General features: G+C 46.3%; 8 protein-coding genes and 1 pseudogene. 5 read left to right on the top strand and 4 right to left on the bottom strand.

Annotated elements, in window-relative coordinates:
• The first annotated feature begins 194 nt into the window (after window positions 1-194).
• On the top strand, window positions 195-1,103 hold the full coding sequence (locus tag ABH09_RS00125; RefSeq protein ID WP_253714731.1) for a helix-turn-helix transcriptional regulator: 909 nt from the start codon (window positions 195-197) through the stop codon (window positions 1,101-1,103).
• 84 nt (window positions 1,104-1,187) lie between these two features.
• Window positions 1,188-1,700: a ClbS/DfsB family four-helix bundle protein gene (locus ABH09_RS00120; protein WP_253714730.1), complete on the top strand. Its 513-nt coding sequence runs from the start codon at window positions 1,188-1,190 to the stop codon at window positions 1,698-1,700.
• A gap of 18 nt (window positions 1,701-1,718) precedes the next feature.
• On the opposite strand, the pseudogene ABH09_RS12935 reads toward ABH09_RS00120, so the two are convergent.
• A pseudogene (locus ABH09_RS12935) lies at window positions 1,719-1,838 on the bottom strand (AAA family ATPase); the annotation flags it as partial.
• A gap of 114 nt (window positions 1,839-1,952) precedes the next feature.
• Window positions 1,953-3,737, bottom strand: coding sequence for an ABC transporter ATP-binding protein (locus ABH09_RS00110; RefSeq protein ID WP_253714729.1), 1,785 nt, complete (start codon window positions 3,735-3,737; stop codon window positions 1,953-1,955).
• Between the two features lie 131 nt (window positions 3,738-3,868).
• On the opposite strand from ABH09_RS00110, the gene murI reads away from it, so the two are divergent.
• Both murI and rsgA read left to right on the top strand, forming a co-directional pair.
• The gene (murI, locus tag ABH09_RS00105; RefSeq protein WP_253714728.1) at window positions 3,869-4,657 is read left to right on the top strand and encodes a glutamate racemase; all 789 of its coding nucleotides are present in this window, start codon (window positions 3,869-3,871) and stop codon (window positions 4,655-4,657) included.
• Complete coding sequence (gene rsgA, locus ABH09_RS00100) at window positions 4,657-5,607, top strand: ribosome small subunit-dependent GTPase A (protein WP_253714727.1); 951 nt, start codon at window positions 4,657-4,659, stop codon at window positions 5,605-5,607. Before murI ends, rsgA begins: the two co-directional genes overlap by 1 nt.
• 112 nt (window positions 5,608-5,719) lie before the next feature.
• On the opposite strand, the gene htpG is transcribed toward rsgA, so the two are convergent.
• Window positions 5,720-7,633: a molecular chaperone HtpG gene (htpG, locus tag ABH09_RS00095; RefSeq protein ID WP_162661932.1), complete on the bottom strand. Its 1,914-nt coding sequence runs from the start codon at window positions 7,631-7,633 to the stop codon at window positions 5,720-5,722.
• Window positions 7,634-8,054: 421 nt separating this feature from the next.
• Between htpG and xdh the strand changes: the two genes are divergently transcribed.
• On the top strand, window positions 8,055-10,670 hold the full coding sequence (gene xdh / locus ABH09_RS00090; RefSeq protein WP_253714726.1) for a selenium-dependent xanthine dehydrogenase: 2,616 nt from the start codon (window positions 8,055-8,057) through the stop codon (window positions 10,668-10,670).
• A gap of 68 nt (window positions 10,671-10,738) precedes the next feature.
• Here xdh and ABH09_RS00085 read toward each other — a convergent pair whose 3' ends face one another.
• Window positions 10,739-12,517, bottom strand: a complete 1,779-nt coding sequence (locus ABH09_RS00085; RefSeq protein ID WP_253714725.1) for a P83/100 family protein — start codon at window positions 12,515-12,517, stop codon at window positions 10,739-10,741.
• Between the last annotated feature and the right edge of the window lie 82 nt (window positions 12,518-12,599).

The raw sequence follows: 12,599 nt of genomic DNA, 5'->3' as shown, positions 1-12,599 counted from the left end.
AACCGTTTAAGAAGTACAGCAGAAAAAGCAGGACAATCGGGTATGACGCGCATAAAAATACGGTGAGCCGATACGTGGCCTAAAACTCGTTGACCGGTATGCAAACTCTATTATCAGCGCTGCAACTTCTATAAATGTATTTTAAATGCCCTTTATAGGAACCCGTCTACTTTTTATGCTATACTTTTATCGTTATGCGTTCCGAACGGCTTTTTGAAATCGTCTTTATTCTCCTCAATAAAAAACGAACGACGGCGCAGGAGCTTGCGAAAAAATTTGCTGTATCGATTCGTACCGTGTATCGTGATATTGATATTTTAAGCTGTGCCGGTATTCCGGTGTATACGGTGCAGGGAACAGGCGGCGGAATTTTTATTGACGAAACATACACCATCAATAAATCGATTGTAACACAAGAAGAGCAGGATAAGATTCTGCTCGCCCTGCAATGTTTAGCACCTGTTGACGAGATACATACCGAATCGATTTTAAACCGGTTGTCTGCTGTCTTTCAGCGTCATGCCGATTGGGTTAAGGTTGATTATTCCCGCTGGGACAACAAAAACGACACGTCCATTTTCGATACGGTTAAACAAGCCATCTTGGAATGCCGTGCGCTCCGCATTGAATATCTCAGTTCCTATGGAGAAAAAACTGAGCGTACTATTTATCCGCTTCGCCTTTTGTTTAAATCCAAGGCGTGGTACGTTGAAAGTTTGTGTACCGACAAAAATGCTTATCGGCTTTTCCGGTTAAACCGTATGCTTTCCGTTATGCAGACGGTAAAAATATTTAAGCGTATGGAATTGCTCAACAAGCTACCTGACCGTACAGAGTATTCCGATGCTCTGACGCTTACGAACATAAAATTAAAATGCACCGCCGGAATCGCTTATCGGTTTTATGATGAATTTCCTCCCGATCTTATCACAAAAAATATGGACGGCTCGTATACGCTTTCAGTATATCTTCCGATCGATCATTGGCTGTACGGATTTATTTTGTCGCTCGGTACCGAGGTAGAAATTCTTGAACCGGAAACTCTAAAACAAGGAATAATCGATTTTGCTGAAAAAATAGCGGCGCACCATAAAAAAGTTTAAATGTTTTTTCAAACCTGACATACCGTGTCAGCTTTCTATGGTACAATAGGGCATCTTACTATCCTAAAGGAGTCACAATAACCTATGCCAAGACCTACCACCAAAGCCGATTTAATACAAGCTGCAAATGAACAATTCGCAAAACTATGGACGTTAATCGGCGAAATGTCTGACAAAGAAAAGAGCGCGGATATTGTTCCGAACGAACGCGATAAAAACGTGCGGGATGTTTTGGTTCATCTATATGAGTGGCACTGTCTTCTGCTGAATTGGATACGGTCAAACACAAACAGGAATCCTGCCCCTTTTTTGCCGGCGCCCTATAATTGGAAAACCTATCCTCAGATGAATGTTGTTTTTTGGGAAAAACATCAAAACACATCATATACCGATGCAGAAACAATGCTCAAAAAAACGCATAAAGAGGTGATGGCGCTTATCGAAACATTTTCCAACGAAGACCTTTTTTCCAAAGGCGCTTTCGATTGGACAGGAACGACAACGCTTGGCAGCTACTGCGTGTCTGCAACTTCCAGCCACTATGATTGGGCGTTCAAGGATATTAAAAAAGCCTTGAAAAAATATAGAGCACGATAACAGCCATCTCTCGCAACTAACTCGACCGCTTTGTACTAATCGAAAAAGATACTGGGTCTTATCTACATAGAGATAATGATCTTCCCGTAATACTTTAAAACTCTGTACGCCGATCGGCAATTTCCGTGAAATGTTCATACTGTCACTATAATACGGTTACTGCTTTTCTGTAATTTAACAAACGGCACGGCAATCAATCACTCCGATGCAGAGCGCAGCTGAGAAGCGGTAGGTATTCAATTTTGCTATGAATCACCGATCTCGATTACTCTGAATATCATAAATTCGTTTGTATAGGCCGTCGTGTTGTATCAGCTCACGATGCGTTCCTTGTTCCGTAATCTTTCCCTTTTCCAAAACGATAATAATGTCTGCGTCTTTGACCGTAGCAATGCGGTGCGAAATGATAATCACTGTTTTATGTTTATTTTCATTTTTGAGGGCAGCTCTGATTGCCGCATCGGTTTCCATATCAACTGCGGAAAGTGAATCGTCAAAGATCAAAATAGGAGCATCCTTTATCAGTGTCCGTGCAATCGCCAGCCGCTGTTTTTGTCCGCCTGATAGAGAAACGCCGCGTTCCCCGACAACGGTCGAATATCCGTCTGCAAAATAGTGAATCTCTCCGTCTAAGGCTGCGATGCGGGCGTACCGCTGTGCGACGAAATCATCCGTATCGGGGGCAGCAAGTTTAATATTTTCCATAATTGTTTTAGCGTAGAGAAACGGTTCCTGCAAAATCAGTCCTATCTGCGACCGTATCCAGCCCTTGTCTATCGAATGTAATTCTACGCCGTCTATTGTGATAGAACCTGATGTATAGTCGTAAAGCCGGTCAAGCAGATGCACCAGCGAACTTTTCCCCGAACCGGTCGGCCCTAAAATTGCCGCCGTTTGTCCCTGTTTGATGCTGAACGAAACATTATCCAAAACAGGCGTATTCTCCGCTCCCGGATAAGCAAACGACACGGAATCAAAAATGATGTTGCCCTTAATCTCCGGTTTTTTCTGTGTGGGGAAAAGCTCCTCAGGTTCCTCGCGGAATAGCTCTTCAATACGGCCGACCGACACACATGCCTTGCCGATATTGCCGAGAATCCGTCCGAGCTGCCGTACCGGCTGTATCAGTATACCGATATACGAAATAAACGCGATCAACATTCCTACTGAAATTTCACCGCGGTATGCTAAGAAGCTTCCGTAGAGGATAACGATAAAAATCTGGATGTACGATAAAAAATCGGAACCCGACCAAAAAAACGCAAAGCAGCGTATCACGATCAAATTCCGCTTCATATACGCCTCGCTGGCCGTTTTGAATTTTTCCATCTCGTATTGCTGACGGGTAAAAGCCTTAATCACTCTAATACCCGTAAGACTTTCTTGGAGAACCGCGGTCATTGCCGCTTCCCGATCTGCTGCGGTTTTAAACTGTTTTTCAATTACATAAAAGAAGATACCGGAAAAAATAGCCGTAATCGGTAATACCGCGCATGACACAAGCGCCAGCTTGATGTTCGACTGTATCATCAAAAAGACTGTGTATATAATTAAAAATACCGAGCCGACCGTTTCGGGAATCTGAGAATACAATGCAATGCGGATAGTATCTATATCGGAGGTACAGCGTTGGATAAGATTGCCCGTTTTTGCATTTGCGTGATATGTGTATGGTAATAGCTGAATATGATTATACAACCGGTTCCGTACATTTTGAATAACCCGCTCGGTTGCTGCATTTGCCGTATTCATCTGCAAAAACGTAAATATACTGCGGCATATCGCAAATGCAAGAATCAGAGCCGCCATAATGAACAGCCCGTTTGTTCCCTTTGCAGCCGTTCCGAACAGTGCAACAAACCGTTCAAGCGCGGTATGGGTAAGCGGTACATCGCCGAGTACCGAATCGACGGTAATTTTGATTAGGCTCGGCTGCAGGGCTGCGGCAATCTGAGCAAGCAGTGCAAACATGAGCGCAAGCAGATATAAGAGACGGAATCCTTTTAAATATGAAAAGAGCCGAACAAAATTTTTCACGGCGTTTATTATAACAGGAGCATCTGTTGTATTCTATGCACCTTGCTCAAGAATAATGCATAATTTATAATCCTTAATTATAAAATCATGAGTTTCGCATTATGAATTTATTTTACGAGGTGTTACATTAAATGCACAAAAAGTATGTTTTTTTAGATTCGGGGATAGGCGGCTTGCCGTACTTCCGGTATTTTCATAAAAAAGCGCCGCAAGCGGCAGCTGCATATATAGCGGATTTGGAACATTTTCCCTACGGGGAAAAAACACGTGAGGAAGTGATTAAGTATGCCCTCGGTGTTACGGAAAAAATAATAAACCGCTTGGATCCTGCAATGATCGTTGTGGTGTGCAATACGATGTCAACCGCCGCCCTCGATGCGCTGCGCAAACATTTTTCCATTCCCTTTGTCGGTACCGTACCGGCGGTAAAGGTTGCGGCGGAAGTCAGTGTTAATAAGCGAATCGGGATTATCGCCACAGCGCGGACAATCAACGATCCGTATCTTGATAAACTGATTGAATCATTTGCCGCCGATTGTACTATCGAAAGACGGGCGGATGCGGAACTGGTTGCAAAAATTGAAAACGGACTGATTACCGCCCCGGATGAAGAAAAACGAAAAGCAGTAATGCCTGCAATCCGGCAGTTTAAAGACGCCGGTGTCGATACGATTGTACTGGCGTGCACTCACTTTTTGCATCTTGCAGATACCTTTACCGAATGCGCCGCTCCGGAAATAAAGGTTGTCGATTCCTTGCCCGGCGTCGTTTCCCATGCATTGGATGTGCTGCCTCCGCCGTCCGGTGGGGAAGCATCCCGCAGCAGTTGCTATGTTACGGGCGAAATCACCGATCGCATCGACCGGCTGTACCGTGGCTATTGCGAGCTTTTCGATCTCGACTGGAAGGGAGCGCTGTAATGCAGGGACTGGTATTAAGCGGCGCAAATAATTTTTTTGCAGTACGCACACCCAAAGGTAATGTAGTGCGTTGTTCCATTAAGGGAAAAAAACTGAAAGAAAGCCGCGGGTATTACAATCCCTTAGCGCCGGGCGATACGGTCGATATTGAATACGACACCATCTATCCCGATCAGGGGCAAATTACGGCGCTCGTACCGCGGCGCAACGGTTTTGCTCGCTGGAATCAGAAAACGCGCAGTCCGCAACTCTTAGCGGCAAACATCGACTTGCTGCTCTGCGTTACCACCCCTGCCAATCCCCCCTTTCGTCCGCGCTTTACCGACCGTACATTGGTTCAAGCCGCCGCGGAAGGGATTCCCGCACTTATCATCGTGAACAAAATCGATTTGGGCATTTCGGAACCGGTGCGGGAACGCATACGGGATTGGCAGCGTATCGGCATACAGGTATGTGAGGTATCGGCAAAGACGGGAGAAGGCCTTGAATTGCTCGCATGTCTCCTCTCGGGTAAAACCTGTGCCGTTACCGGACAGTCGGGCGTCGGAAAGTCAAGCTTGCTGAACAGCCTTGATCCCAGCCTTGCGCTTAAAACCGCCGATATTTCGTTTAAGTACGATCGCGGTATCCATACGACAACGCAGGGCGTTTTTTTACCGATGACCTTTACCGCTCACGACGGAACGCGGCTGCCGTTCAACATCATCGATACGCCCGGCATCAGACACTTTGCGCTGTGGGGCATTAAACCGGAAGAAATTATTTTTTACTTTCCCGAGATGGAGAAAGCGGCAATACAATGCGCTTTCGGGCTTTCGTGCTCGCACATCCACGAGCGCGGCTGCCGCATATTAGAAGAACTTAGCGCGGGACATATCCATCCCGACCGCTATGAAAGCTGGCGTTCCATGCATGATGAGTTGGAACTGCTTACCGCAGACGAATACTAGGAAATGAAGTATCGAATAGGCAATTTATCAAGGCAGTCATAAGGCCTGTTCAGTGCTTGAGGTGATAATCCCGATAGAAAGAGAGCCTTTCTATCGAGACATTTTTTTTATCTTACCGTGCAAGCAGCTTGTTCAAGCGTTTTACAAAGTCGGCGGTGTCTTTGAGTGTACTGCCTTCCAGCAGCAGCGCCTGATCTAACAGCACAAATGCAGTGTCGGCAATGAGCGCTTCGTCATCGGTATCCTTGAGCCGCTGCAGAATGGGGTGTTCCGCATTGATTTCCAAAATGGGCTTTACCTCGCCGCGGAGCTGCTGCCCCATTGCCCGCATCATGCGCTCCATTTGCAAGCTCGGATCGTTTTCGTCCACTACGATACACGAAGGTGAGTCGGCAAGCCGTTTGGAAAGGCGTACTTCTTTTACCGCATCGCCGAGCGCGTTTTTAATCTTTTCGACAATCGGCTTAAAGTCCTTTTCCTTCTGCTTTGCTTCTTTCTTTTCTTCGTCGGTGCTCAGCTCTTCGTCGGAGCCGGCGCGGTTTGCAGCCTTGAGTTCCCAATCCTTATACTTGCCGACGGAGGGAATTACGATATCGTCAATTTCATCCGGCATAATCAGCACTTCCAAGCCCTTTGCCTTGTATGCTTCCAAGTGCGGGGACTGTCTGAGCGCCTTTTCATCGCCGCCGGTGATATAGTAAATCGCCTTTTGTCCTTCCTTCATCCGCTGTACGTAGTCGGCAAGACTCGTCCATGTGTTTTCCTCATTCGTTGTTCTAAAGCGGATCAGTTCCAAAAGCTCGTCGCGATGTTCATAGTCGCTGTACAAACCTTCTTTTAACGGCCGGTTATATTCGGCGATAAAGGTTTCGTATTTTTCCTTATCATTTTCAGAGAGCTTTTTAAATTCACTCAAGAGTTTTTTTACCGAGGCGGAGCGGATGTTGTTCAAAATGCGATTCTGCTGCAAGATTTCACGGCTGACGTTGAGTGGCAAGTCTTCACTGTCGATAATACCGCGCACAAACCGCAGATACACCGGCAGTAATTCTTTTTCATCCTCCGTGATAAACACCCGCTTTACAAAGAGCTTTACGCCGGGCTTGTAGTCGGCATGGTACATATCGAATGGAGCCTTTGCCGGAACATAAAAGAGCGTGGTGTACTCCAGCGTCCCCTCCGCCTTGGTGTGGACATATAAGAGCGGATCGGTAGAATCGTGCGAAAGCGACTTATAAAAATTCTTGTAGTCCTCGTCCTTCAACTCCGATTTCGGCTTTTGCCACAGCGCGCTTGCATCGTTGATTTGCTCGCTCTTTGCTGCCTGCGATTTTTCGTTGCCCTTATCATCATATTCTTTGTGAATATAATGGAGATAAATCGGGAAGGCTATATGATCCGAATAGCGTTTGATAATGTCTTCAATCTTCCAGCGACTTGCAAATTCGGAATCTTCATTGTTCAGATACAGGGTGATGCAAGTACCGTTAGCCCCTTCGGGAACGTCATCGATGAGCGGGAACGCCGAATCATCGGTTTGCTCCAGTTCATATTCGCCCTTGCCGTCGGAAATCCACTTCCATACGGTAGTTTCACCTGCTTTTTTCGAAATCACTTCGATCTTAGATGCAACCATAAAGGCTGAATAAAAACCGACGCCGAATTGACCGATCAGGTTGGAGTCTTTTTTATCATCCGCGGCAAGCTGCTCCAAAAATGCCTTGGTGCCGGAGCGGGCAATCGTACCGAGGTTGTTTTTGATATCCTCATCGTTCATACCGATACCCGTGTCGCGGATAGTCAGCGTCGGCGTTGCGGCATCTTCGTTAAACGTAATATCGATACGGGGATTGAATTGCAGATTTTTTAATGCGGCATCCGATACGGTCAGATATTTCAGCTTATCGAGCGCATCGGAGGCATTCGACACCAGCTCCCGCAGGAATATTTCCTTATTTGAATACAGAGAATGGATAATCAGGTGGAGCAGCTGATTAACTTCCGTTTGAAACTCATACTTTGCCATGCTATAACCTCAAGTTAATAAAAAATTTTAAGCGGTCTGAAACTGTTTATTGCCGCTATTTCGCTATTTATTGAAGATAGCGAAGAATAAACACTATCGCTTTTGAGCCTTTGCTGGTTCTAAATGAAAAGGCAGATTAAATGTACTCAAAATAGTGGAAAACGGCAAATCAGCGTATTCCAATGCAGAGTACGAATATTCACCTTTCCATATAAATCAAACTATTTTTTTGGCATCCTAATTTTCTTTTTTTATTGTTGATTTTTCCATTTTTATCCCTTATACTAATACGGTAGAGTTAGCTCATTGATGAACAGTCTTTAAAAATCTCAATTTTTTAGGGACTTCCCTTAGGTATCTTTTGTGTGTATCCGCTTTGGGTATCCACAATTACATAATATCTTTCCGGATGGAGTATGCTATGGTATCATTAACCGTTAACGGCCGGATTGTTAAAGCCGAAGAAAATCAAAAACTCATCTATTTTTTACGGGATACATTGCGTTTAACTTCCGTTAAAAACGGTTGTATGGAAGGTGCATGCGGTACTTGTACTGTTTTAATAGACGGAAAACCGATGAAGGCCTGTGTACAAATTACAAACAGATTAGTGGGAAAATCGATCATGACGATTGAAGGCTTCCCCGAACGTGAATATGCCGTGTATCAGTATACCTTTGCTCACTGCGGAGCAGTGCAATGCGGTTTCTGTATTCCCGGTATGGTTATTTGCGCAAAAGCACTTATCGATACAAACCCCGACCCCTCTCCTGCAGATGTAAAACAGGCAATCCGCAATAATATTTGCCGCTGTACCGGCTATGTAAAAATTGAAGAAGCTATCTTATTAGCAGCAAAGATGTTACGTGAAAATATACCCGTGCCGGAAGCAAAAATCGAAACGGCGGTAGGCAGCAGTGCGCTCCGTGTCGATTCATATACAAAAGCGGTGGGATCTGCCGAATATGTCGACGATATGTATCCGGACGGGATGTTGTACGGAAGCGCCGTACGCACTGCATATCCGCGAGCAAAGATATTGTCTATCAATACCGAAGAAGCGGAGAAGATGCCCGGCGTTCATATTGTAATGACAGCAAAAGATCTTCCCGGTATGCAAAAGATCGGACACTTAAAAAAAGACTGGGATGTGCTTATTCCCCTCGGTAAAGAAACGCACTATTTGGGTGACGCCATCGTTCTGATTGCTGCCGAAAGTCGCGAGATTTTGGAAGCTGCAAAAAAATCGGTAAAGATCGAATACGAAGAACTACCGCCCGTGTGTTCTATGGCAGAAGCAATGGCAGAAGATGCACCCCATGTCCATGAAGGAGGGAATCTCCTTTCAAAAGAACACCTCGTGCGCGGCAATGCCGATGAGAAGCTAAAAAATTCAAAGTATGTCGTTTCACACCACTATTCCGTTCCCCCCACCGAACATGCCTTTTTGGAGCCGGAAACGGCAGTGGCTATGCCGGACGGAGAAGGCGGCGTCATTATTTATTCGGGGGATCAAGGTATATATCAAACAAAACGTGAATGTTCGGAAGCGACCGGCTTGCCCATCGACAAGGTACGGGTTATCGCAAAGATGGTTGGAGGCGGATTCGGCGGCAAAGAAGATATGAGCGTGCAACACCATGCGGCTATCCTTGCGTTAAAGACCGGACGCCCCGTAAAGGTAAGCTTAAGCAGAAAAGAGAGTATGATTATCCACCCGAAGCGGCACGCGATGGAAATGGATTTTACACTCGGCTGCGACGAGAACGGCCATCTAACCGGCTTAAAAGCCGTGCTCCATTCGGACACCGGCGCTTATGCCTCGCTCGGTGGGCCGGTACTACAGCGTGCCTGTACTCATGCGGCAGGGCCGTATAACTATCAGGATATCGACATACTCGGCTGCGCGTGGTACACCAATAACCCGCCGGCCGGTGCATTCAGAGGATTCGGCGTAACGCAAAGCTGCTTTGCCGTTGAATCGTGCATCAATCTATTGGCGGAAAAGGTCGGCATCAGTCCATGGGAAATTCGCTACCGGAATGCAATCCGCCCGGGACAAGTACTGCCGAACGGCCAATATGCCGACGATTCAACCGCTCTTGTACAAACCCTCGAAGCGGTAAAGCCGTATTATGACGCTCATCCAAAGGCAGGTATCGCGTGTGCCATTAAAAACTCCGGACTTGGAGTCGGTATTCCCGATTTCGGACGGACGACTTTGCGGCTACAGGCAGACGGTGTGCATATCTATTCGAGCGCGGCCTGTATCGGGCAGGGAATCGGAACAATTTTATTACAGATTGTCAGTCACGTACTTAATTTACCACGCTATCTTTTGCATTACGAGACACCCGACACTAAATTTGCTCCCGACGCAGGAGAAACAACCGCCTCACGTCAAACCGTATTTACCGGCGAAAGTGCTCGTATGGCTGCTACCGACGTCAAAAAAGCGCTTGAAGAAGAACTGCAAAAGCGCGGCAAAACAGGTAAGCTCTCCGAACACATAGATATACTGCCTGAATTGTTTACCGCCCTGAGTACCAAAGAATTTTTTGCGGAATATACCTATCCGACGGACAAACTGGGTTCCGATAAACCCCATCCGGTAAGTCATGTTGCTTATGGATACGCAACGCACCTCATCGATTTGGATGAAGAAGGAAAACTCGCGTATGTGGAAGCTGCACACGATGTCGGCCGCGCGCTTAATCCGATTTCGCTGCAAGGGCAGATCGAAGGCGGCGTCGTGATGAGCCTCGGATATGCGCTAACGGAGGACTATCCGCTGCAAAAGAGTGTTCCGACTGCTAAATTCGGTACGCTCGGCTTGTTTAAAGCGCCGCAAGTACCGCCGATAAAGGTCGATATTATCGAACATAACGATAACGAACTTGCCTGTGGTGCGAAGGGGATCGGTGAAATTGCCAGTATTCCGACAGCGCCTGCGGTTGCTCTTGCGTATTATAACCGCGACGGTATCTTTAGAACAAAGCTTCCATTGGAAAATACGCCGTATAGCCGGAAAAAGTAAACAAAAAAGCCGATTAAACACATCACGTGTTCAATCGGCTTTTTACTATTTTGATGGTTGCAAGTTTTTTACTTTATCGCTTCCGCGAGATTATTCGCATTCAAAAGGCGAATATTGTTTGCCGTATCCTGTACAAGCAAGCCTTTTTCCGTAACACTTATCGCTGTGTACGGAAGAACGGTTACACTCGATTTCGCTTGCATTTCGAGATTATTGTTGAAGCGCGCAAGGTAGTTTTTGCCCGATTGCTCAATTACGGCATAGTAGCTGTCATCAGCCTGTATTAAAAGACTCTGGGCAGCAATAGGTACTGTCGCCTGCTTGGTCATTTCAAGTGTACGAGGGTTAATAGCAACCAATGTAATCATCTGATTACCGGATTTTGAACCGGCAATCGCGATAAGGGAATCCGTTCCTTCGATAAGGGCACGCCCGCGTATGGTATTCAGCGATGAGGTTTTCAGCGGTTTTTCCGTTTTAAGGTCAAGTAGCACCACTTCTGAAAGCAAAGAACCGGAATCAACTACTTTCAACATGGCTCCGGGTAATGCAGACGCAAAAGCCGCCTCATCTTGAGCTTTCCGCTCCTCCCGCTTTTCTTCGATAATTTTCCGAGTATCCGCAGCGACATCTTTCCGGTCGCTTTGGGCTTCCTGCTCTTTTGTATCGGCAAATTGCTTTTCGGAAGAAGCTTCACGTTCTTTATCTTGAGCTTGTTTTGCAGCTTCATTGGCAACCTTCTGCTTTGCATCGGCTTCTTTCTGCTTTGCCGCTGCTTCCTGATCACCTTTTTTTGCTGCATTTGCTTTCTCTGCAGCAGTTTTATCTTTATCGCTTGCTTCTTGCTTATTTTTTGCGGCTTCTTGCTGTTTTTTTGCAGCTTCTTCGACTGCTTTACGATCATTCGGATTTTTCTGAGCCTGCTTCTGCGCTGCTGCTGCTGCTTTTTCGGATTGGGCAGCCTTCTTCTTTGCCGCTTCTGCATCCTTCCGAGCTTTTTCCGCATCTTGCTTTGATTGAACCGCAGCTGTCTTTGATTTATCAGCTTCCTTTTGTGCAGATGCAGCTTCATTCCGTTTCGTATCAGCATCTTTCCGAGCCGCGGCGGCATTTTTCTGTGCAACATCCGCACGATCGCGGGCGGCGCTGCTTTCGCGCTCTTTCAGGTCGATCATGTCTTTGCGTGTCGCGATATCTTTATCATCTTGCTCACGCATCTTGTCAACGACGTTCTTATCGGAGAGCGATTTTGTATCGATCGTGCTTAACGTACCGCTGTATTTCTGATCGGAGAGCGGAATAACAATTTGTGTCTTTCCCGGCCATTCATCATAGCGTAGCGCCAAACCGACTTTATCGGTAGCCAAATTCTTGATAACAACCGCTTTATACTTACTCTTAAACATATTCATGTCGCCGCGGTATACTGCGTTGTAAATCGTTACAAAATGGGCAATTGTCTTCGCATCTTTTTCGGAGTATCCATAGGCGCGTTGTAAATAACCGGCGATAATAACCCGTAAGTTGTTGATATGGTCTACCCTAGCCCCGCTTCCGATAATCATGATATCGGCATCGAGACCAGCCTTCACCGACGGATCGACCGCGTGGATAACGGCGTAGCGATTCGTATCACCGGCGCGTCCTCTTTGGGCAGCCCCTGCAAGCGATTCCCCGATTTCTGCGATAGCCCGCAGCGTATCGATTTCGGCATGAGGCCCTGTGTAGTTGATAAATTCAATCGGCGTATTTCCGGCCTGCTTCAGTTCACTTTGATCGACCTCTATCGCAAAAGCCATACTCATAAAGGCAAATGTACAGAGGCATACAAGCGCTATTCTTTTCATTGAACAACCCCTTTCTATGAAGATGATACGGAGAAACTCACACCCTCGGTATCCCGGAGGAAAAGAGCTTCTCAGTAAAACA

Source organism: Treponema sp. OMZ 803, from assembly GCF_024181165.1.
GTDB lineage: Bacteria > Spirochaetota > Spirochaetia > Treponematales > Treponemataceae > Treponema.
This window is presented reverse-complemented; position numbering and strand designations above follow the sequence as displayed.